Source organism: Amorphus coralli DSM 19760, assembly GCF_000374525.1.
In the GTDB taxonomy this organism is placed as follows: domain Bacteria; phylum Pseudomonadota; class Alphaproteobacteria; order Rhizobiales; family Amorphaceae; genus Amorphus; species Amorphus coralli.
In genome coordinates this window covers 342,814-363,533 of record NZ_KB894571.1, presented here as the reverse complement: position 1 = coordinate 363,533, position 20,720 = coordinate 342,814, and the positions used below count along the sequence as shown (strand labels likewise).

The window sequence follows — 20,720 nt, the reverse complement described above, 5'->3', positions numbered from 1 at the left end:
CGATGTCTCTCGTCTACAGAATCAGCGATCAGCCTAGCGGGCAACCGATAACCGGTCATGGCTCGCGTGCGACAGTCAGGCGGACCGGTTCAGGGCTTCGAGCGCATTCGCGATCCTCTCCAATTCCGCACCCATTTGGTCTTGCTTCGTACCGCCCGGGCCATTTGTTCGAAGCAGCTGTAGGATCTCTTCCTGCCGGTGGTGCGAAACGGCTCCATAGCTCATGAAGGTCGTGAGCACGTCCTCATGGCCCAGGTTCTGGCTCCAGGCCTTGAACGCTTCCGGCGACGTGCAGGCCTTCTCGCCAAATCGCGCGAGCGTTTTCCGAAGGCTGTGCGGGTTGGAGTAGGGAAGGCCCGCGCGCTCGAAGTGCTCCTTGAAGACGCGGCGGATCGGGGCGGCGTTGGTCCAATGGCGGTGGCTGAGACCCGCGACCGCGAATTTGCCTCCTGCGAGCCCCATCTCTGTCGCCGGAAATAGCGGGTCGTCGGGTCCGAAGCGAAGCGTTTGTGTCAGGTGGGCGTGCCAGTCTGCGACGACGGACTCGACGTCGTCGCCGACCGGAAAAAACCACGTCGGAAAGCTCTTCCGGTTCTTGGTTCGGACGTCGCGCGCATCCTGGTCGAGGCGTCGCCGGTCCAGGTCGAGGTGCTTGATCGAAAGCGAAGCCACCGCGTCGTCGCGTGCGCCGGTAAGCAGGATCAGCGCGACGAGCGCCCGGTCGCGCTTCTCGATGTCCGTTGCGTGCGGCATCGTCGCCAGAACGTGCTTCACCTGATCCAGGCTCGGTGCTTTCTGCTCGCGGCGCGCGGTGGCGATCCGGGCATCGTGAGCAGACGGGTTGAAATAGTCGGCATCACTGTATCGGATCTTCGACTTGTAGCCCGGCTGGCCTGCGAGCCAATGGATAAAGCGGCCTACCGCCTTGAGGCGCGAATAGGTTGTGGCTTTGGCGAGCGGCTTGCCGGTTGTTGGGTTCGTGGCGTTCTCTAACTGCCGTTTGAACTTCAGGGCCTGCTCGATGTGGAAGCGGGCGAAGTCGCGCCAGCTGGTAGAAGCCTCAAAGGCAGCTATGGCCGCAAGCGCCTGGTCAACGCTGGCCGGTGCCATCCGCTTCGCCTCTTCGAGATAGAGTGCATAAGCGCGCTTGATCCGCTCGTTCTTGGGGTGGTGCTTTCGCATGGTTTCACCGTGCTTTCTTAAAGTGACCAATCGGACAGGGTTGAGCGCTCTCGCCTATGCGTGCTGGGGCCTGTTTGATCGTCACCTTCACCTTTGCCTGAAGCTCCGGCAGGCGGCTGGCTGACACGCGCTTGTGCATGACAGTGGTGCAGGTGGCGCAAAGCGCCTCCATCATGCCGGCGCCATTGGTGTCGAGCTTGATTTCAACTTCGCCGTATGCCGGATCACCCGGGGCGCGGCACCTGAAGCAATAGGCTTGATGAAGCTGGCACGTTTTCCGATCGCGCCTCCGGCCGTCGAGGAACGCAATCAGGTCGTGGCCAAGGATCAGTGTTGGCCGTTGATCGGTCAGGGCGGGCAAGTCGCCGTCCTTCATCCATCGCCGGACGGTGCCCTTGGTAACGTTGAGTGTCCGGGCGGCTTCATCGACCGTGTAGCTGCGATGCTTCTTCACGGCCCGCCCGTTCGGGCGCCGGGCCACCGTCAGAGCGTCCCTTTTTCGATCAGGGCGCGGATGTCCTCGGCCCGCCAGACCGTGATTCGCGGCCCAAGCTTGATTGGTTGCGGAAAGCGTCCGTCCTTGACGCCTGCCCACCAGGTGGACTTGGAAACCGGGATGGGGCCGCGCGGGGCAAGGACATCGGAGAGCCGTAGCAGCCTGCCAGCTGTTTCCACAGCGAAGGCGGAATCGATAATTTCATCAGTTGTTTGGGCTGTTGAAGCCATTTCGTTCCCTTACTCGCCGGGAGAGAACGTGATGGCCGAAGGGGCTGCGGTGCGCGGTTAGCGCTTTGCGAAAGGCCCGTTCCATCATAGGCTCCACTTGCTGGTCGCGAAATCAGCATTGGGCTTTGCCCGGAAGCTGCCGAGGGTGTGCTAGACCCTCGGCAGCTTCTTCGCTCTCTCATGCACATGCACTCGCATGCAGGGCAAAGCATTCTTGTTTTGTTCAGGATTCGCAACGGCGGCTGCCGGACAACCACGGGTTATTCACGTTATCCCCGCCAAATCCCCTTATAGACTGCCGGGGACTTGATCTCTCACTTCTTGGAATCTTGCAGGCGATTCGCTTTAAGAAGCTTTCTCAAGCGCCGGTAAATTCAGTTGTAAGGCAGTGCGGCGGAGATTTTCTGGGCCCACCATTCTGCCATCCGGACGCGCTCGTCCCAATAGGCCGCGCGATGGTAGGCGCGCCGCACCTCGTCGGCTCCGGCATGGCCAAGCTCCGCTTCGATGGCATCGGCATGCCACAGGTTGCTTTCGTTCAGAAGCGACGATGCCGACGCGCGGAACCCGTGCGAGGTCATGTCTTCCTTGCCGAACCCCATCCTGCGAAGCGCCGCGTTGAGCGTGTTCTCGCTCATGGGGCGCAAGGTCGTGTGGATTGCAGGGAAGACGAGCCGCCCGTAACCGTTCCGCTCGCGAACGCACGAAAGGACGTCGATCGCCAACGCGGAAAGCGGCTTGCGATGGTCGCGCCGCATCTTCGTGCGGGCGGACGGGATTGTCCATATCCGCTTCTCAAGGTCGAACTCGTGCCATTCGGCTTCGCGAAGCTCTCCAGGGCGCGGATAGAGCAAGGCCAACAGGATCAACGCATCGCGGGTGTCTGGCGACCCGTCATAGCCGTGGATGGCCCGAATGAGGCCGTTGAAGGCCGTCCAGTCGGTGAGGGCGGCGCGATGCGTCACCTTTGGCGTGATTAAGGCGCCTCGAAGGCCGTATGTCGGATCGTTTTCCGCCCTTGCAGTGGCAATGGCGAACCGGAACACCTGACCGATGACGGCGCGAAGGCGGCGGGCGGTTTCATAGTTGCCCACGGCCTCGACGCGGCGAAGCGGTACCAGAATTTCCGCCGCGCTGATTTCGCCGATCGGCCGCGCGCCGATGTCGGGTTCTGCTAGACTAAGCAGCCACCGCTTCTTCTTCAGAGTTGCCTCGGCCTTGCCTTCCTGTTCGGTCTTGGCAAGCAGCTCCTCGGCGATCGCCTGAAAGGTCGTCGCTCGGGAAGCTGTCAACGCGATGCGGTCGAGCTTCGATTTCTCCGAAGGGTCGATGTTCCGCTTCAGAAGCGCCTTTGCTTCTTCGCGTTTGATGCGCGCTTCGGCAAGCGTAACCGCCGGATAGGCCCCGAACGCCAGGAGCTTCTGCTTGCCGCCGAAGCGGTAGGCGAGCCGCCACAGCTTCGAGCCTGTCGGCTGCACCAACAGATGCAAGCCACCGCCATCGCTATGCTTCTTCGGCCGGTCGGCCGGCTTGAGCGCGCGAATCTGAACGTCGGAGAGTGGCACCGGTCGATCCGTTTGTTGGTATCGGACCCTCGATGAGAGAGCGATTTAGAGCGGATACCAACGAATCTACCAACGCTATTGCCGGATGCCAACACACGCCGCTGGACGCTGCCGGACCTTCAGACAACAAAAAAGCCCGGAAATCCGGGCTTCTTGGCTCATTTCGGACTGTGCGAGACAGTGAAATGGTGCCCAGGAGAGGACTCGAACCTCCACGCCTCGCGGCACACGGACCTGAACCGTGCGCGTCTACCAATTCCGCCACCTGGGCAGGTGCGGCCCTCCACGTACGGTGCCGGCCGGGCGATGTCAATCAGTCCGGCGCATGCTTTTGTGCATTCATTGGGGGTTTCACACGGTTGTCCACTGCAGGTGCCTGGAAAGGGCCTGCGGGCGCTGTCCGTGGGCATAGACCAAGGGCCACGAACGGCTCCGGGGGCCGTCTCCGGTTGCGGGCGGCACGGCGCGGCGCGGACGGTTTCCGTCGTTGCGGCGGATGCGACCAAGAAGCCCGACAAAGAGGCACCCCTGGTCATTTATCCCGGGCGCCCGATGTTCTAGAGAAGAGCCGAATGCGAAGCGAGGCGGCCGCGGCCGCGACCCGCGCGAGGAGAAGTGAGCGATGAACGAGGTCCGCAACGACAGGCTTGTGACGGTGTTCGGCGGCGCCGGCTTTCTCGGCCGCTATGTCGTGCGCCAGCTCGCCCGGCGCGGCTGGCGCATCCGCGTCGCCGTGCGCCGGCCCGACCTTGCCGGCCACCTGCAGCCTCTCGGCAATGTCGGCCAGATCAAGCCGATCCAGGCGAACGTGCGCTACCGCGACTCCATCGATGCGGCGATCCATGGCTCCGACGCGGTGGTGAACCTCGTCGGCATCCTCGCCGCCTCCGGCCGCCAGTCCTTTTCCGCCGTGCAGGCCTACGGGGCCGGGCAGATCGCCGAATCGGCGAAGGAGCACGGCCTCGACCGGATCGTGCAGATCTCGGCCATCGGCGCGGACGCCGGTTCCTCCTCCGCCTACGCCCGCTCCAAGGCCGAGGGCGAGCAGGCGGTGCTCGAGGCACTGCCCGCGTCCGTGGTGATGCGCCCGTCCATCCTGTTCGGGCCCGAGGACGACTTCTTCAACCGGTTCGCGCAGATGGCGCGCCTGTCGCCGGTGCTGCCGCTGGTGGGACCGGACACCCGCTTCCAGCCGACCTTCGTGGCCGATGTCGCCGAGGCGATCGCCCGTGCGGTCGAGGGTGAGGCCAGGCCGGGAACGATCTACGAGCTCGGCGGGCCGCAGGTGAAGACCTTCCGCGAACTGATGCAGCTGATGCTGGAAGAGATCGACCGGCCGAAGAAGCCGATCGTCGCCATTCCGTTCGGCATGGCGAGCATGCAGGCGAAGGTGCTCAGCCTCCTGCCGAAGCCGCCGCTGACGCCGGACCAGGTGGAGCTCCTGAAGTCCGACAATGTCGTCTCCGAAGCCGCCCGGTCGGAGGGTCGGACCTTTGACGGGCTCGGCATCGTGCCGGACACGCTTGCCGCCATCCTGCCGACCTATCTGTGGCGCTTTCGCCCGAGCGGCGAATTCAGCCGCCAGCAGGCGGGCTGAGCCGGCCGCCCGGGAAGCCGCCGGCCCTCAGGGCTTGCGCGGCGGCAGCGGCGGATCGGTCTGAGGCAACGGCGCGAGCGCGGTTGTGCCGGTCGGGCTGGCTTGCGGCTCGGAGGACGGCGCCGGGGAGGCGGTGAGCTCGATCTGCTCCGGCTCGCGAAAACGGTCCTCGAAAGCCGCCTCGTCGAAGCGCGGCATGCCCCGCGCCAGCGTTTCCTCATTGCCGCCCGCCTCGGTGGGCGAGGGGACGATGGCCTTCAGCGCACCCGCGCTGGAGTTGCGCGGAGCCGGCACGAGGATCGGCCCGGCTCCGGCCGGGGCCGGGATGGAGGCGACCGATTCGGCCGGCAGCGGGCCCGCATCGCGCGGCTCGATGGCGGTGGAGGCCGGTGGCGCCGGCGCGGTGAGAAAGAGCGCGACCAGTCCGATCGTGCCGACCACGATGCGCCAGTAGGCAAACGGGGCGAAGCCGTAGCGCGAGACGAAATTCAGAAGCGTCCGCACCACGAAGATCGCGGCGATCAGCGCCGTGACGAAGCCGACAATGATGACCACCGCGTCGTCGGCGGACAGATAGTCCTTGTTCTTGTAGAGGTCGTAGGTGAAGGCGCCGGCCATGGTGGGCAGCGCCAGGAAAAAGGAAAACTCGGCGGCCGAGCGCTTGTCGGTGCCGAGCACCAGCGCGCCGCCGATCGTGGCGCCGGAGCGGGAGACGCCCGGCACCATGGCCAGCGTCTGGAAGCAGCCGATCGCGAGCGCCAGCCACACCGGGTAGGAGTAGGCGTCGGTGTAGCGGGGCTTGAGCTCCATCCGGTCGAGGGCGAGCAGGATGACGCCGCCAACGATCAGCGTGATGCAGATCAGGGTGGGCGATTCAAACAGCACCGTCTTGATGAAACCGTGCAGGAGCACGCCCAGTACCGCCGCGGGCAGGAACGCCACGACGATGCCGATCAGGAACCGTCGGGCCCGCGGATCCGTTGGAAAGGCCACGACCATGGCCCACAGCCGGCCGAAATAGACCGACAGGATGGCCAGGATCGCGCCGAGCTGGATCAGCACCTCGAACGTCTTGCCGGTGCTGTCGAAGCCGAGAAAGTGGCCAAGAAGGAGGATGTGACCGGTGGACGAGACGGGAATGAACTCGGTCAGACCTTCCACGACGCCGAGAATGACGGCGTTGACGATCGTATCTGCCTCCATGGGAACTCCGTGTCCGGCTGTCAGCTAAACTGGTCAAGCGAAGGAAAAGCAGGGTAAGGATGCGCCCGTCCGGATCGATGAGGGGCTGCCCCATCCTCGCCATGTCAGGGGTATTGGCTTCCGCGCACCCTGTCCGCCCCCCGGTTCGCGGGCCGAAGGAAACGGCCTGTTAACCTGTGAGACTCGATCGATTGCCCTCCGCCGCGAATCCTGCGGTGGCCAAGGGTCCCTCCTCCCCAGGCGCGACGCGCGAGATGTTCACCGTCTATCATCATCCGTTTTCTCCGTCCTGTCGTTTCGTCCGTCTGGCGCTCAGCGAGTACGAGACCCGCTTCGATCTGACGGTCGAGCAGGTCTGGCGCCCGCGCGAGGCCTTTCTGAAGCTCAATCCCGCCGGCGAGGTGCCGGTGGTGGTGGAGAACGAGGGTCCGCCGCTGTGCGGTGCCGCGGTCATTATGGAGTATCTGGAGGACACGCGCGGCTTTGCGGCCGGCAAGCGCCGCCTGATGCCCGATCATCCCGACGCGCGCGCCGAGGTGCGGCGGCTCACGGAGTGGTTCCTCTCCAAGTTTCAGGAGGAGGTCTCGGGCCCGTTCGTCAGCGAGCGCATCTACAAGGTGGAAATGCCGCCCTCGGCCGGCGGCGGCGCGCCGGATTCCGCGTCGCTGCGCGCCGCGCGGACCAACATGCGTCACCATCTGCGCTATCTCGGTTACCTGGTCGCCACCCGCGACTGGCTGGCCGGTGACACCATCACCTTCGCCGACCTGGCGGCGGCGGCGGCGCTGTCGTCGGTCGACTATCTGGGGGAGGTGCCCTGGCAGGAAGACGAGGCGGCGCGGGCTTGGTATGCTCGCATGAAGTCGCGCCCATCCTTCCGCCCCATTCTCGGCGAGAGTGCCCGCGGCGTCAGGCCGGCCCCGCACTACGCCGACCTCGACTTCTGAGCCGATGCGGGCGGCGCAGGCGCGCCGGACCCGACAAAAAAGTCATGAGCCGGGGAAAGACGGAGTGCCCGAACCCGTTGTCTCATATGGACATGATCGCAGACCCCGTAAGGACCCACGAAGCGGCAGCCGAACCGCGCCTGACCGCGTTCGTGAAGGACCGCGCGCTGGCGGCCGGGTTCGATGCGGTCGGGATTGTCCGCGCAGACAGCGTGCCGGCGGTGCTGGGCGAGCGGCTGGAGGCCTTTCTGAGTGCCGGACGCCATGGCTCCATGGGCTGGCTGGAGGAAAAGGCCGGCTGGCGCCGCCACCCGAACGCGCTCTGGGCGGAGGCCCGCTCGGTCATCATGGTGGCGCTCAACTACGGACCGGACACCGATCCGCTGGCATCGCTGGAGCGCCGCGATCGGGCGGCCATTTCCGTTTATGCCCGCAACCGCGATTATCACGACGTCATCAAGGGTCGGCTGAAGAGGCTCGCCGGCCAGGTGGTGGCGCGTGCCGGGGGCGATGTGAAGGTCTTCGTCGACACGGCGCCCGTGATGGAAAAGCCGCTGGCTGCCCTGGCCGGGCTCGGCTGGCAGGGCAAGCACACCAATCTCGTCTCCCGCGAACACGGCTCCTGGCTGTTTCTCGGGGCGATCTTCACCACCGCCGAGCTGGATGCCGACACGGCGGAGGTCGATCATTGCGGCTCGTGCCGGCGCTGCCTGGATATCTGCCCGACCGATGCCTTCCCGGCGCCCTATCAGCTCGACGCGCGCCGCTGCATCTCCTACCTGACCATCGAGCACGCGGGGCCGATCCCGCACGAGTTCCGCCGGGCGATGGGCAACCGCATCTATGGCTGCGACGACTGCCTGGCGGTCTGTCCGTGGAACAAGTTCGCGGCCGTCACCCGCGAGGCGAAACTCGCCGCCCGCGACGATCTCGTGGATCCGCCGCTCGACGAGCTGGCGCGGCTGGACGACGCAGGCTTTCGCGCGCGGTTCTCCGGCTCGCCCATCAAGCGCATCGGCCGCAACCGGTTCGTCCGCAACGTGCTGATTGCCATCGGCAATTCCGGCCGTCCGGATCTCGCGGAGATTGCCGGTCCGCTGACCAGCGATCCCGATCCGGCCGTCGCCGACGCCGCCGAATGGGCGCTGTCGGAACTCGCCTCCCGCGACAGCGGGACGGAAATCTGCGCATCCTGTGCGCCTCACCAATCCCATCCCATCCAGTGACCCAGACGGGAGGTTGTACGTGCCGTTCACGACATCCGAGCCCCATTCCGACGCCGACGACACCCGCGAGGCACCGCAGATGCGGCTGGTCTGCCTCGGCTTCGGCTACAGCGCGAACGCGCTGGTCGAGCTGCTCGACACGCGCCGGATCGACGTGACCGGCACGACGCGGGATCCGGAGAAAGCGGATTCGCTGCATCGCCGCAGCATCCGCACGGTCCTGTTCGACGGGTCGAAGCCGTCGCCGGCGCTGGCCGACGCGATCCGCCACGCCACCCACATCGTCGTGTCGGCCGGGCCGAGCGAGCAGGGCGATCCGTTCCTCTGGCACCACGAGCGCGATATCGTGAACGCCGAGGGGCTGAAGGGCGTCGCGTATCTCTCCACCATCGGCGTCTACGGCAACCACGAAGGCGCGCTGATCGACGAGCGGACCTCGTGCATCCCGACCACCGAGCGCGCCATGTGGCGGCTGGCGGCGGAGGACGCGTGGATGGCCTGCGGCAGCCGGGCCGGCGCGCCGGTGTCGCTGCTGCGGCTTGCCGGCATCTATGGTCCCGGCCGCAACCAGCTGAAGCAGCTCGCCGAGGGCAAGGCCAAGCGGATCATCAAGCCGGGGCAGATCTTCAACCGCATCCACGTGGACGACATCGCCCGGGTGATCGAGCGCGTCCTGGAGCGGCCGGCATCGCGCATCTACAACGTCGCCGACAACAAGCCGTGCCCGCCGCAGGAGGTGGTGGAGTACGCCGCCGAGCTGATGGGGGTGGAGCCGCCGCCCGAGGTGCCGTTCGAGGAGGCGAACCTGTCGCCGATGGCGCGCACCTTCTACGGCGACGTGAAGCGGGTTTCAAACCGCCGTCTCCATGACGAGCTTGGCGTGCGGCTGGAATACCCTACCTATCGGGAGGGGCTGAAGGCGCTTTGGGAGACCGGCCGCTGGAAGGGCTGACGGCCGGCCTTGAGCCGGGCGCCACAGCAGAAGCGAGGACGGCGATGACGACGATCAAGCGGATGCGGAGCCTGGCGGTGGCCGGAGCAACGGCGGTCATGCTCGTGGCCGGCCCCAGTCTGGCGCACGCCCAGAGCTACGAGCAGCAGCGCATGCAGAACCAGACCTACCAGTCGCAGCAGAATCTGCAGCGCTCGTCCGACCAGCTCAACCGCAGCCTCCAGAACTCCGAGAGCCAGATCAACAATCGCGCGAACACCCAGAGCCTGCAGCAGCGTCAGACGATCCAGAACATGCAGCAGAACCTGCAGCCGCGCCTGAACAACGGCCTCAACACGCGCTGATATCTCCGGGCGGGAATGTCCGGGGGGTGGCGCGAACGGGCGGTTAGGCCCGGCCGGATCAGCTCAGCCGGGCGCGCAGGAACGATTGGATGGAGTAGGTGCCCCAGTCGCCCATGGTGGCGCGGGCCTGCCGATAGGATTCCACGATTTTCGCCGATAGCGGATCCCTGGCGGCGATGGTGTCGTAAAGGCCGTTGGCGATGGGCTCGGCCGCCGCAAGGATGTCGGCCGGCACCAGACGCACCTCGGTGCCGCCTTCCCGCAGAGCCTTGAGGCTTTCGGCGTTGCGCCAGCCGGCTTCCGAAAGCGCCCGTGCGTGCTCCTGGGCACAGGCCGCGGCGACGGCGGCCTGGAGATCGACGGGGAGGGCGTCGTAGACGCCGCGGTTGATGATCGCCTCGCCGGTGCCGTTCGGCTTGTTGAAGCCGGGGCCGTAGTAGAATTTCGCCACCTTGGGCATGCCCAGCGAAGTGTCGGAATAGGGGCCGAGCAGTTCCGCCCCGTCGACGACGCCGGACTGGAGTGCGCCGAACACTTCGGAGGTCGGCATGCCCACCGGCGTGGCGCCGAGCTCGCGCAGGATGTCGGCGCCGAGGCCGACGATGCGCACCTTCAGCCCGACCAGGTCTTCCTTCGTCTCAAGCGGCCGGTTGTACCAGCCCGCCATGTTGAACTCGGTGTTGCCCGCCATGAACGGCTTCACGCCGAAGTCCGCGTAGAGCTCGTCCCAGAGCGCCTGGCCGCCGGCGGCGTCGATCCAGGTCATGTGCTCGCGCGGGGTCAGGCCGAAGGGCGCGGTAGTGAACAGCGGCGCCGAGGGCATCTTGCCGGTCCAGTAGATGGCGGCGGTGTGCGCCATGTCGGCAGTGCCGTTCTGGACCGCGTCAAAGGTCTCCAGCGCGGGAACGAGCTCCCCGGCGGCGAAGACCTTCACCTGGAGACGCCCGCCGGACAGCTGGCCGATGGCTGCCGCGACGCGCTCGGCGGAGACACCGGGACCCGGCAGATTCTTCGGCCACGAGGTGACCATGCGCAGCGTCTGCGTGCCTTGCGCGATGGCGGGCCGGGCCAGCGCGCCGGTGGCGCCGGCGGCCGCGGCGGCGCCAATGATGGCGCGGCGGGTGAGCTTGGATGCCGGATCGGTCATGTCGATCCTCCTTGCCAGAACGCGTGGAAGTGATGGACGGGACCGCGACCCTTGCCGATGGCGAGGCTGTCGGCCTGCTTCAGGGCGGCGGTCAGATAGGCCTTGGCGGCCTCGACGGCATCGGGAAGGGCGAGGCCCTTCGCCAGTCCGGCCGCGATCGCCGAGGACAGCGTGCATCCGGTGCCGTGGGTGTTCTTCGTATCGATGCGGGGTGCGACGAACCAGCGGGCGGCGCTGCCATCCCGGGTGACCAGCACGTCGGCGGAGTCCGCGCCGCTGCCGTGGCCGCCCTTCAGGAGAACGGCGCGGGGTCCGAACTCCAGAAGCCGCCGTGCCTGCGCCTCCATCTCTTCGGTGGTGGCGGCCTCGCCCGTATCGAGCAGCTTGGCCGCTTCCGGCAGGTTCGGCGTGATGACGAGCGCGCGCGGCAGGAGCACATCGCGCACGCCGACAACGGCGTCCTCGTCGAGAAGCGGATCGCCGGAGGCGGCGACCATAACCGGGTCGAGGACCACGGTGCGCGCGCCATGAGCGTCCAGCGCCGCGCCGACGGTCTCTATCACCACCGGCTTGGACAGCATGCCGATCTTCACCGCATCGACGCTCAGGTCGTCGAAGACGGCGTCGATCTCGGCACGGATGAAGTCGGCCGGCACGTCGTGGATCGCGCGAACGCCTTGCGTGTTCTGCGCGACGAGGGCGGTGATCGCGGAAGCCCCGTGGACGCCGAGCGCGGCGAAGGCCTTCAGATCGGCCTGGATGCCGGCGCCGCCGGAGGGGTCGGTTCCGGCAATGGTGAGCGCGGTCGGCGTGGTCATGAAAGAGCGATCTCCCGGGAGGCAAGGGCGGTGTCGACGAGGACGCGGAGTTCGGTCGCCGCGGCGGCCGGATCGGGCGCCTTGGACACCGCGGAAATGATGGCGACGCCGCCGGCGCCGGCGCGGATCGTGGCCTCCGCGTTACCGGCATTGATGCCGGCGATGGCGACGCGGCCGATGTGTGGGGCGCGGGCGCGAAGGCTCGCGCAGATCGCGGCAAGGCCGTCGACGCCGATCGGGGCGTTCTTGTTCTGCTTGCTGGTCGTCGTGTAGACGCCGCCGATGCCGACATAGTCGACGAGGTCGGCCGGGACGGCGGCCGCCTCGTCCATGGACCGGACGGTGAGCCCCAGGATCGCGTCCGGCCCGAGCAGTCGGCGGGCATCGTCCGGTGCCATGTCGGTCTGGCCGACGTGGACACCCTCGGCGCCGGACGCCAGTGCGACGTCGATCCGGTCGTTGATCAGAAGCGGCACGCCGGAGCCCGCGATGGCGGCACGGATGGCCCGGGCGGTGTCCACCATGGCGCCCGTCTCCGAGAGCTTGTCGCGATACTGGAAGAGGGTGGCGCCCCCCTTCACCGCCTCGCGGGCCAGGTCGGCAAGCGGCCGGCCGTCGCTGTGTTCGGGATCGAGGAGGACATAGACGCGCAGATCAACCACGGCTGAGACTCGCATGGCGTTCGATGGTTTCAGGGTCGATGGCGCCGATCTCGTCGATAAGGCGCACGGCGAAGGTGCCCGGTCCGGGCTCGCCCTCGGCCGCTCGTTCGGCGGCAACGCCCCAGGCGACGGTGGCGGCGGTGGCGGCAAGCAGGGAATCGGGCTCGACGGCCCGGCAGGTGGCAATCAGGGCGGAGAGGGCGCAGCCGGTGGCGATCATCCGGGCGAGCAGCGGGTGGCCGTTGTCGACGAGCACGGTGCGGTGCCCGTCCGACAGGCTGTCGCGGGCCCCGGTGACGGCAACAACAGTGCCGTCACTGCCGAGATGCGGAAAGAGGGCGGCCATCTCGGCGGTGTTGCCGCGCACGATGGCCGGTTGCGACTTGAGGAGCCGCAGGGCGAAGGCGCGCCGGGTGGCGACCCGATTGACCTTCACCGGATCCAGCACCCAGGGCTTGCCGTGGTCGCGGGCCGCGGCAACGGCCACCTCGATGCCGGCGCGGCGTTCCGGATCCAGTGTGCCGAGATTGACCAGCACCGCATCGGCGCTTTCCACCAGCGCAGCCACCTCGTCGGCGTGGATCGTCATGGACGGCACGGCGCCGAGCGCGGTGAGCACGTTGGCGGTGAAGTTCTGGGCAACAGTGTTGGTGATGCAGTGGACCAGCGGCGCCCAGTCGCGCACGCGGACGATGACGTCGCCGACGGCAATGGCGTCGATCCGGTCGGAGTGGGGCGCGCTCATGGCCGCACGGGCCTTTCGGCCGCGTGTGTCCGCGGAAGTGGGCGCGTCTCGGAAATGGGGGGAGCGTGAAGCGCGGTGGTGCGTGTCGTCATCTCAATCCCTCCGCCGGCATGACCCGGATCAGGTTCAGAAGGGTTGGCGCGGATCGCCTCTCAGCCCGGTCGGGCACCCCTTTGAGACAGTGCGACAGACTTAATCGCCGTCACGACCGCGCGCAAGGGGCGAGCCACCCGGCTAAGCAACCTGGCGGCACGCGAACGCAAAAGGGCCGCCCCGGAGGGCGGCCCTGAAGGCGTCGCGAAACCGCAGAAAGGCTGCGATCAGCGCGAGTAGAACTCGACCACCAGGTTCGGTTCCATCTGCACCGGGTACGGCACATCGCCAAGGGCGGGAACGCGGTTGTAGGTGGCGGTCATCTTGGAGTGATCGGCGTCGATATAGTCCGGAACGTCACGCTCCGGCAGGCCGACGGCCTCCAGCACCAGGATCATGTCCTTGGAGCGCTGGCGCACCTCGATCACGTCGCCGATCTTGCAGCGGTAGCTCGGGATGTTGACCTTGCGGCCGTTCACCATCACGTGGCCGTGGTTCACGAACTGACGCGCGGCAAACACGGTCGGCACGAACTTGGCACGGTAGACGAGGGTGTCGAGGCGGCTCTCGAGCAGGCCGATCAGGCGCTCGGAGGTGTCGCCCTTCAGGCGCACGGCCTCGTCGTAGATCTTGCGGAACTGCTTCTCGGCGATGTTGCCGTAGTAGCCCTTCAGCTTCTGCTTGGCGCGCAGCTGCACGCCGAAGTCGGACAGCTTGCCGCGGCGGCGCTGGCCGTGCTGGCCGGGGCCGTACTCGCGCTTGTTGACCGGGCTCTTCGGGCGACCCCAGATGTTCTCGCCCATACGGCGATCGAGTTTGTACTTCTGCGAATGGCGCTTCGACATGAAAGCGGTGTCCTTCGTTTAGGGTGTTCTGGAAAGAACGATGGACACGCCCCCCTCCTCTGCCCGGATGACCGGACCGACAGGGACGAGACGAGAAGCCCGTCTCGCGTCCCACGGGTGCGTGAATTCCGCCAGCGTTGCCGCCGACGAAGGGCGTCAGATAGGCGATCGGGGCGGTGAAGTCAATTCACGGCGTCCGCGCCGCCGGCGGGAGCGAGCAAACCGTCCGGATCGATCCCGATGGTGACCGTGTCTCCCGGAGAGTAGGGGCGGATGCCGGGCGCGTGAGCGACGAGCCGTTCGCCGGCTGGGCCTTCCAGGTCGAGCCGCTGGCGCGAGCCTTCGAACAGGGCGTTGGTGACGCGGAAGGCCAGGCCGCCGTCCTGGCCGACGATGGCCGCCTCGGGCCGGAAGGCGAGAACGGTTTCCCCGTCCGGCCGGCCGGGAACGGGAAGGGTGCCGGAAGCGGTGGTGAAGACGCCGTGCTCGACGCGGCCGGAGAGCCGGTTCACCGGACCGAAGAAGCCGGCGACATAGTCGCTCTGCGGCCGGTAGTAGACGTCGCGGGGCGCGCCGACCTGGGCGATGCGGCCCTTGTCCATCACAACCAGCCGGTCACCGAGCGTCAGCGCCTCGGCCTGGTCATGGGTGACGTAGAGTGCGGTGGCGCCCTGGGCCTTGATCATCGCCGCGATCTCCGCGCGCAGACCCTCGCGCAGCCCGGCGTCCAGCGCGGTCAGCGGTTCGTCGAGCAGGATCATGCCGGATCCGGGTGCGAGCGCCCGGGCGAGCGCCACGCGCTGGCGCTGGCCACCGGAGAGCTGATCGACACGGCGGCCAGCAAACTCCTCAAGCCGCGCGGTGGCGAGAAGCTCGGCCACGCGCTCGTCCCGCCTTTTTCGCGACCAGCCCTGGACGCGCAGCCCGTAGCCGATGTTGCCGGCGACCGACATGTGCGGGAACAGGGCATAGGACTGGAAGACCATGCCGACGCCGCGCTTCTCAATGGGCAGGGCGGTGACGTCCCTTCCATCGAGGAGAACCCTGCCGCCCTCGTCGGGACGATCCAGGCCGGCGACCATGCGCAGAAGCGTGGTCTTGCCGCAGCCGGACGGGCCGAGCAGCACGACAATCTCGCCGGCATCCACCCTCAGGTCGACCGGCGACAGCGCCCGGGTGCCGTCGGGGTAGGTCTTGGCGCAGCCTTGCAGGCGAAGCTCCTTGCCGCTCATGCCGCGCTCCTTACCCGCGGGCGCACCAGCTCGGCGATGGCCATGACGGTGCAGGCCAGCGCGATCAGAACGATCGACATGGCGGCGGCGGCGGGCAGATCCGAGCCGGAGTCGGAGATCTTGGAGTAGAGGACCATCGGGAGGATTGCGATCTGGGTTCCGGAAAGGGCGAGCGCGGTGCCGTAGGCGCCCAGCGCCACGGCGGCGCACAGGGCGAACGCCACGAGGCAGGCCGGCGCCACCTGGGGCAGGAGGATGTCACGGAAGGCGCGGAAGCGCGACGCGCCCAGGGCGCGGGCGGCCTGGAGCTGCTCGGTCTCGAAGTTGGCGACCACGGGGAAGATGACCAGCACCGCGCGCGGAATGAGATAGTAGCAGTAGGCGATGGCGAGGCCCGCCGGCGTGTAGATGAGTCCGCCGACCACGGCCGGATCGGCGCCGAGATCGGCCAGCAGCATGGTGACGAAGCCGGAGCGGCCGAACACCAGGATGAAGCCGTAGGCCACCACCAGGCCCGAGAAGGAGAGCGGTACCGCGATCACGGTGAGAAGGGCGGTGCGCGCGGTCGGGGACAGGCGCGCGATGTGCAGCGCCACGGCAAGCCCCACGGCGGTGGAGACGGCCGGGGCCAGCGTGCCCAGCACGGCGCTGCCCACCAGACCGTGCCAGAAGACGGGGTCGGCGGTCAGCCGGCCGAACGCGGAGCCGCCGTCGGAAAAGGCTTCCGTCACGACGCCGAACAGCGGCCAGGCCAGGAACACGACGAGAAAGGCGCCGGCGGGAACCGCCAGCGCCCATTTCAGAAGCGGCGCGCGCATCAAGGCCTCCGCGCGCCGCAGGAGTGGGCTCGTGTCATTGGGCGAGAACGGCCTTCGCCCACGCCGCGTCGATTTCCGGCTTCATCGCCTTGGCCTTGGCCACGTCGAGCGGCTGCAGCTGCGGGGCGGCCGGCATGGCCTCGGCGACGCTCTCCGGCAGAGTCACGCCCGGCACCGACGGACGCACGTAACCGTCGGCGAAGCGGGCCTGGCCTTCGTCGGTCATGATGAAGTTGAGCCAGAGCTTGCCGGCGGCCGGGTTCGGGCCGTCCTTCACCAGGCTGATGGCATAGGGGGCGGCGGCGGAGGCCTCTTCCGGGATCACCACGGCGACGGCGTCGCCCATGCCGTCCTTGTACTTGGCCTTCAGCCCGTCGTTCTCGTAGCCGATGTAGATCGGGATCTCACCCTTGAGGAACTGGGCGTAGGGCGTGGTGCCGACGGTGCGCATGACGTTGCCGGACTCGTGCAGCTTGGCGAGGTAGTCGATGCCCGGCTGGACGTCGTCCATGGAGCCGCCGTTGCCGAGCGCCGCTCCGAACACCACGACCTGGCCCTGACCGGTGGAGCGCGGGTCGAGATAGACGATGGAATTCTTGTACTTCTCGTCGAGGAGATCGGCCCAGCTCTGCGGCACGTCCTCGACGAGGTTGGTGTTCACCAGGAAGGCGACGTTGAGGGTGTGGATGGTGAACCACTTGCCTTCCGGATCCTTGAACGGCTCCGGCAGCTTGTCGAAGTTCACCGGCTGGAAGGGCGCGACCACGTCCTTCTCGGCAGCGTCCAGCGCGGAGCCCGCGAAGTAGTAGGCGGTGTCGGCCTGCGGCCGGTTCTTCGCCTTCTCCAGGGCAACCACCGTCGCGGCGGAGCCGAGGTCGTTGTAGACCATTTCGACGCCCGGATAGCGCTCCTTGAAGGCCTTGAACTGGGCCGCCCAGTTGGCCCAGGTCGGGCCAGTGTCGAAGGACACGACCATGCCTTCCTCGGCGGCCTGGTCGTAGAGCGACTGCTCGCCGTCATAGAGCGGCGCACCGTCGAAGGCGTGGGCGGACGTGGCGAGAGCGAAGGCCGCGACGGCCGTGACTGCAAGCGACTTCATGCGGGGGTCTCCCTGTGTGTGGCCGCGGACAGCGTTGCCGCGGCGGTTCCGGTGAGAAGGGACAGGACGAGAAGGATGACGGTCGCCGCGCAGGCAAAGCCCGTGGCGCCGTAGAAGGCCTGGAGCAGGACGATCGGGTAGGTCCGGTCCAGGAAGCCGGCGATCAGGTTGGAGAGCTGGAACTCGCCGATGGAGATGGCGGCGACCGTGACGAGCCCGGTCAGCAGGCTGGTGGCGGAGACCGGCACGATGATGTCGAAGAACCGCCGCCAGAAGCCGGCGCCCAGCGATCCCGCGGCCGCTTCCATCTCGCCGAGCTTCAGCGCCGCCATGTCGTTCATCAGCGTGGCGACCAGATAGGGCAGCGTCAGAAGCACGTGGCCGGCGACAAGAAGCGAGAAGGATCCGAGCCAGGGGGTCAGTGCAGTGGAGAAGGCGATGATGAAGCCGAAGCCCAGCGTGATCTCGGGGGCTGCGACCGGCACCAGCATCAGCAGCCTCACCACTCGAGAGGCGCTCTGGCGTCCGGTCGTCACGGCGGCGTAGGCGAGCGGCAGGCCTATCAGGGCGGCGACCACGCAGGTGGTGCCGGTGACGCGCAGGCTGGTCCAGAAGGCGCGCACGAAGCTCGGATCGTCGAGCACGGCGCGGAACCATTGCCCGGTGAAGCCGGTGGGCAGCAGCGTGTTGGTCCAGCTTTCGCCGAGCGAGCCGACGGCCAGGAGCGCAATCGGCAGCGCCAGATAGACGAGATACGCCCAGGTGACGAGCGCCATCCTTGCCTCCCCCCTCGTGATCGAGTTCTTACATAACCCGATCTGGTGTAAGTTTTATGACGTCAGCCTGACGGGCGCCTCTGCTTCGGTCTCCGCGGTCGAGTCGGTTCCTTCCAGCGCCAGCAGGTGGCGCGCCAGCCGGTCGATGGCGGCGTCGGTATCGCTGCAGGTGACCGCGCCGGCAACCTCCGGGGCGCCCTCGAGCGCCAGCACCAGGCGCCGCCACTGCAGGCCGTAGGCGATTTCCGACAGGGTGCCGTAACCGCCGCCGACCGCGATGAGGGCGGTGCAGGCGCGCGCCAGGATGGCGTTGCGGGCGGCGCCGATGCCGGTGGCGATGGGAATGGCCACGTAGGGGTTGGCGCCGGTCCATTCCTCGTCGGGCAGCAGGCCGATCGGCTGTCCGCCGGCTTCCAGATTGCCCTGGCAGGCGGCTTCCATGACTCCGCCCTTGCCGCCGCAGGCCATCTGCAGGCCGAGCTGGCCGAGGGCGTGGCCGACCTCGTAGGCGACCTCCTTCTGGCGCGGCTTCGGCTCGCGGGGGCCAATCACGCCGACCGGAATCCGGCGCACCCTGGAGCCGGCCATGACGAGTTTCACGCCCTCCCTGGCGCCGACGGTGGTCAGCCCGGCCGGGGCGTCGTCCGCGACCCAGGCGGCGGTCCAGGGGTCGAAGCGCTCGTTTCCTCGCCAAAGTGTGCCGTCGTCGCTACGCTTGAGCAGTGGCATGCGCGATCTCTTTTGTGGTAACTCGGGGTGCTGATGAGCGAAATCTTACATGATCCGGACGTGATGGGCGAGCGGCGAGAGCGAATTCTGTCAGCCTTGCAGGATGCGGGCTTCGTGACCATCGACGGGCTTGCCCAGCGGTTCGGATGTTCGGCGCAGACGGTGCGCCGCGATCTCATCGCAATGGAACAGCAGGGGCTTCTGAAGCGGTTCCACGGCGGCGCGGGACTGGCGGAAACGGTGGCCCGCCCGAGCTACTCGGCCAAGCAGGAGATCAACCCCGCGGGCAAGGGCGCCATCGGCCGGGCAGCCGCCGAGGTGGTGCGCGACGGCGAAACGGTGCTGTTCGACGTCGGCACGACCGTGGAGGCGGCCGCGACCGCGCTGCGCGCGCGGCTCGATGACGGAAGGCTGTCGGATGTCCGCGGGATCTGCGTGGCGCTCAACGCGGCCATGATCCTGGCCGGTGCGCCGGGAATCACGGTGGAGGTGCTGCCGGGCGAGGTGAACACGCCGGACGGCGCCATCACGGGCGCCGCCGCGGTGTCGGCGTTGCGCGATATCCGGCTCGACCACGCCTTTCTCGGCGTCTCGGCGTTCGACGCTGAAGGCGCGGCCTGGGACTTCGATTCCGCCAAAGTGGCGGTGAAGCGCGCGGCGATCGACGCGGCCAAGGATGCCTGGGCGCTGGCCGATGCCGGCAAGTTTTCGCGGACCGCCGGCCGGCGGGTGTGCGGGGCGCGGCAGCTGCGCGGCATCATCACCGATCGCGCCCCCCAGGCGGATCTCGCCGAGGCCTTCGAGCTTGCCGAGTGCGCCGTCGTGGTGGGGTGAGGCCGACGCGGCGGACAGGATCCGCCGCGCCGTTGCTTTCGGATCAGCGCCGGGCAGATGCCGCCTGCGCCGCCCGGTACTCTGACTGGCGCTCCAGCATCCAGCCCGGATACTCCGCCGGCAGCGCCGTGACGGCATCAATGGCGGCGAGATCGTCGGCGGACAGTTCCAGGTCTACCGCGCCGAGGTTGTCGGTGAGCTGCTCGACCCGCTTGGCGCCGACGATGACGCTCGTCACCACCGGCTGATGCAGCAGCCACGCAAGCGCCACCTGCGCGACGCTGGCCGCCTTTTCCTGCGCGATGCGGCGCATGACGTCGATGGCATCGAAGGCGCGGTCCCGGTTGACCGGCGGGAAGTCGAAATTCGCCCGGCGGCCGTCGCCGGAGGTCTGGTTGTCGCGGTCATATTTGCCGCTGAGCAGGCCGCCGGCGAGCGGGCTCCACACCATCAGCCCCATCTTCTCAGACGTCAGCATCGGCACGATCTCGCGCTCGAGGTCGCGTCCGGCGACTGTGTAGTAGGCCTGCAGCGAGCGGAACGGCGCGAGGTTCTTGCGCTCGGCGATGCCGAGAGCCTTGGCGATCTGCCAGGCCGCCCAGTTGGACACGCCGACATAGCGGACGTGGCCGTGGCGGACGAGGATGTCGAGGGCCTCCAGGGTTTCCTCGATGGGCGTCAGCGGATCGAAACCGTGGATCTGGTAAAGGTCGATGTGATCCAACTGCATCCGCTTCAGGCTCGCCTTCGCCTGGTCGAGGATATGGTAGCGCGACGCGCCGCGCTGGTTGGGTCCTTCGCCCATCGGGCCGAGCACCTTGGTGGCCACGACCACCTGATCGCGCGGCACGCCGATATTCTTGAGGGCCTGGCCTGTGATCTCCTCCGAGAGGCCCTCGGCATAGACGTTGGCGGTGTCGATGAAGTTGATGCCGGCGTCGAGCGCGGTGCGTAGAAGGTCGTCGGCGTCCTGCTGCTGAACGGCACCGATGGCGCGCCACATGCCTTCGCCTCCGCCGAAGGTCATGGTGCCGAGGCACAGCTCGGAGACGTAGAGGCCGGTCTGTCCAAGGGGATTGTACCGCATGTCTGATTCCATCCGTTGCTTGGCGGGGATCGACCGGGCCCTTCAGCCGCCCCGGACGGGGACCGACACCCTGACCGGGTGCGGAGTTCGTCC

General features: G+C 67.6%; 21 protein-coding genes, 1 tRNA gene, 1 pseudogene and 1 riboswitch. Of the genes and pseudogenes, 6 read left to right on the top strand and 17 right to left on the bottom strand.

The genetic code is table 11. The annotated features are described in order from the left end of the window. Nucleotides 1–75 precede the first annotated feature (75 nt). From C507_RS0105820 to C507_RS0105800, 5 genes are all read right to left on the bottom strand, one after another. Nucleotides 76–1,182, bottom strand: coding sequence for a tyrosine-type recombinase/integrase (locus C507_RS0105820; protein ID WP_018698727.1), 1,107 nt, complete (start codon nucleotides 1,180–1,182; stop codon nucleotides 76–78). 4 nt (nucleotides 1,183–1,186) lie between these two features. Then, complete coding sequence (locus tag C507_RS20490; protein ID WP_018698726.1) at nucleotides 1,187–1,636, bottom strand: helix-turn-helix domain-containing protein; 450 nt, start codon at nucleotides 1,634–1,636, stop codon at nucleotides 1,187–1,189. Nucleotides 1,637–1,665: 29 nt separating this feature from the next. Beyond that, on the bottom strand, nucleotides 1,666–1,908 hold the full coding sequence (locus tag C507_RS0105810) for a helix-turn-helix transcriptional regulator (protein WP_083923380.1): 243 nt from the start codon (nucleotides 1,906–1,908) through the stop codon (nucleotides 1,666–1,668). Between the two features lie 374 nt (nucleotides 1,909–2,282). Beyond that, complete coding sequence (locus tag C507_RS0105805) at nucleotides 2,283–3,473, bottom strand: tyrosine-type recombinase/integrase (protein WP_018698725.1); 1,191 nt, start codon at nucleotides 3,471–3,473, stop codon at nucleotides 2,283–2,285. 186 nt (nucleotides 3,474–3,659) lie between these two features. Further along, nucleotides 3,660–3,744 (bottom strand) — tRNA-Leu (locus tag C507_RS0105800). A gap of 351 nt (nucleotides 3,745–4,095) precedes the next feature. Here C507_RS0105800 and C507_RS0105795 point away from each other — a divergent pair. Next, nucleotides 4,096–5,070, top strand: coding sequence for a complex I NDUFA9 subunit family protein (locus C507_RS0105795; protein ID WP_018698724.1), 975 nt, complete (start codon nucleotides 4,096–4,098; stop codon nucleotides 5,068–5,070). Nucleotides 5,071–5,475: 405 nt separating this feature from the next. Here C507_RS0105795 and C507_RS20485 read toward each other — a convergent pair. Next, nucleotides 5,476–6,273: pseudogene (locus tag C507_RS20485) on the bottom strand (undecaprenyl-diphosphate phosphatase); the annotation flags it as partial. 254 nt (nucleotides 6,274–6,527) lie between these two features. Between C507_RS20485 and C507_RS0105785 the strand changes: the two are divergent. From C507_RS0105785 to C507_RS0105770, 4 genes are all read left to right on the top strand, one after another. Next, nucleotides 6,528–7,220 carry a glutathione S-transferase family protein gene (locus tag C507_RS0105785; protein ID WP_018698722.1) on the top strand — a complete coding sequence of 231 codons (693 nt, stop codon included), beginning with the start codon at nucleotides 6,528–6,530 and terminating at the stop codon, nucleotides 7,218–7,220. 86 nt (nucleotides 7,221–7,306) lie between these two features. Then, nucleotides 7,307–8,446, top strand: a complete 1,140-nt coding sequence (gene queG, locus C507_RS0105780) for a tRNA epoxyqueuosine(34) reductase QueG (protein WP_018698721.1) — start codon at nucleotides 7,307–7,309, stop codon at nucleotides 8,444–8,446. 19 nt (nucleotides 8,447–8,465) lie between these two features. Further along, nucleotides 8,466–9,398: an SDR family oxidoreductase gene (locus C507_RS0105775; RefSeq protein WP_018698720.1), complete on the top strand. Its 933-nt coding sequence runs from the start codon at nucleotides 8,466–8,468 to the stop codon at nucleotides 9,396–9,398. A 44-nt stretch (nucleotides 9,399–9,442) separates the two neighbouring features. Continuing rightward, on the top strand, nucleotides 9,443–9,742 hold the full coding sequence (locus C507_RS0105770; protein ID WP_018698719.1) for a hypothetical protein: 300 nt from the start codon (nucleotides 9,443–9,445) through the stop codon (nucleotides 9,740–9,742). A 58-nt stretch (nucleotides 9,743–9,800) separates the two neighbouring features. On the opposite strand, the gene C507_RS0105765 is transcribed toward C507_RS0105770, so the two are convergent. The 10 genes from C507_RS0105765 to C507_RS0105720 all read right to left on the bottom strand — a co-directional run bounded on the left by C507_RS0105765 (nucleotide 9,801) and on the right by C507_RS0105720 (nucleotide 18,706). After that, nucleotides 9,801–10,889: a TRAP transporter substrate-binding protein gene (locus C507_RS0105765; protein ID WP_018698718.1), complete on the bottom strand. Its 1,089-nt coding sequence runs from the start codon at nucleotides 10,887–10,889 to the stop codon at nucleotides 9,801–9,803. After that, a complete protein-coding gene (thiD, locus tag C507_RS0105760; RefSeq protein WP_018698717.1) occupies nucleotides 10,886–11,707 on the bottom strand; it encodes a bifunctional hydroxymethylpyrimidine kinase/phosphomethylpyrimidine kinase in 822 nt (273 codons plus the stop codon). The genes C507_RS0105765 and thiD overlap by 4 nt, the downstream gene beginning before the upstream one ends. Then, nucleotides 11,704–12,369 (bottom strand): thiamine phosphate synthase, encoded by a 666-nt coding sequence (gene thiE / locus C507_RS0105755; protein WP_018698716.1) that lies wholly within the window; start codon nucleotides 12,367–12,369, stop codon nucleotides 11,704–11,706. Before thiE ends, thiD begins: the two co-directional genes overlap by 4 nt. Continuing rightward, complete coding sequence (locus tag C507_RS0105750; RefSeq protein ID WP_018698715.1) at nucleotides 12,362–13,114, bottom strand: hydroxyethylthiazole kinase; 753 nt, start codon at nucleotides 13,112–13,114, stop codon at nucleotides 12,362–12,364. Before C507_RS0105750 ends, thiE begins: the two co-directional genes overlap by 8 nt. 80 nt (nucleotides 13,115–13,194) lie before the next feature. Further along, a riboswitch (TPP riboswitch) is annotated at nucleotides 13,195–13,297 on the bottom strand. Nucleotides 13,298–13,434: 137 nt separating this feature from the next. After that, on the bottom strand, nucleotides 13,435–14,052 hold the full coding sequence (gene rpsD / locus C507_RS0105745) for a 30S ribosomal protein S4 (protein ID WP_018698714.1): 618 nt from the start codon (nucleotides 14,050–14,052) through the stop codon (nucleotides 13,435–13,437). 182 nt (nucleotides 14,053–14,234) lie between these two features. Then, entirely contained in the window at nucleotides 14,235–15,284 is a 1,050-nt protein-coding gene (locus tag C507_RS20480; protein WP_018698713.1) for an ABC transporter ATP-binding protein, read from the bottom strand. Then, a complete protein-coding gene (locus C507_RS0105735; protein WP_018698712.1) occupies nucleotides 15,281–16,102 on the bottom strand; it encodes an ABC transporter permease in 822 nt (273 codons plus the stop codon). The genes C507_RS20480 and C507_RS0105735 overlap by 4 nt, the downstream gene beginning before the upstream one ends. A 34-nt stretch (nucleotides 16,103–16,136) precedes the next feature. Further along, nucleotides 16,137–17,201 (bottom strand): extracellular solute-binding protein, encoded by a 1,065-nt coding sequence (locus C507_RS0105730; RefSeq protein WP_018698711.1) that lies wholly within the window; start codon nucleotides 17,199–17,201, stop codon nucleotides 16,137–16,139. Next, nucleotides 17,198–17,977, bottom strand: a complete 780-nt coding sequence (locus tag C507_RS0105725; RefSeq protein WP_018698710.1) for an ABC transporter permease — start codon at nucleotides 17,975–17,977, stop codon at nucleotides 17,198–17,200. Before C507_RS0105725 ends, C507_RS0105730 begins: the two co-directional genes overlap by 4 nt. A 54-nt stretch (nucleotides 17,978–18,031) precedes the next feature. After that, the gene (locus C507_RS0105720; protein WP_018698709.1) at nucleotides 18,032–18,706 is read right to left on the bottom strand and encodes a TIGR00725 family protein; all 675 of its coding nucleotides are present in this window, start codon (nucleotides 18,704–18,706) and stop codon (nucleotides 18,032–18,034) included. 33 nt (nucleotides 18,707–18,739) lie between these two features. Here C507_RS0105720 and C507_RS20475 point away from each other — a divergent pair, with 33 nt between their 5' ends. Beyond that, nucleotides 18,740–19,540 carry a DeoR/GlpR family DNA-binding transcription regulator gene (locus C507_RS20475; RefSeq protein WP_083923378.1) on the top strand — a complete coding sequence of 267 codons (801 nt, stop codon included), beginning with the start codon at nucleotides 18,740–18,742 and terminating at the stop codon, nucleotides 19,538–19,540. 43 nt (nucleotides 19,541–19,583) lie between these two features. Here C507_RS20475 and C507_RS0105710 read toward each other — a convergent pair whose 3' ends face one another. After that, on the bottom strand, nucleotides 19,584–20,627 hold the full coding sequence (locus C507_RS0105710; protein ID WP_018698707.1) for an aldo/keto reductase: 1,044 nt from the start codon (nucleotides 20,625–20,627) through the stop codon (nucleotides 19,584–19,586). Between the last annotated feature and the right edge of the window lie 93 nt (nucleotides 20,628–20,720).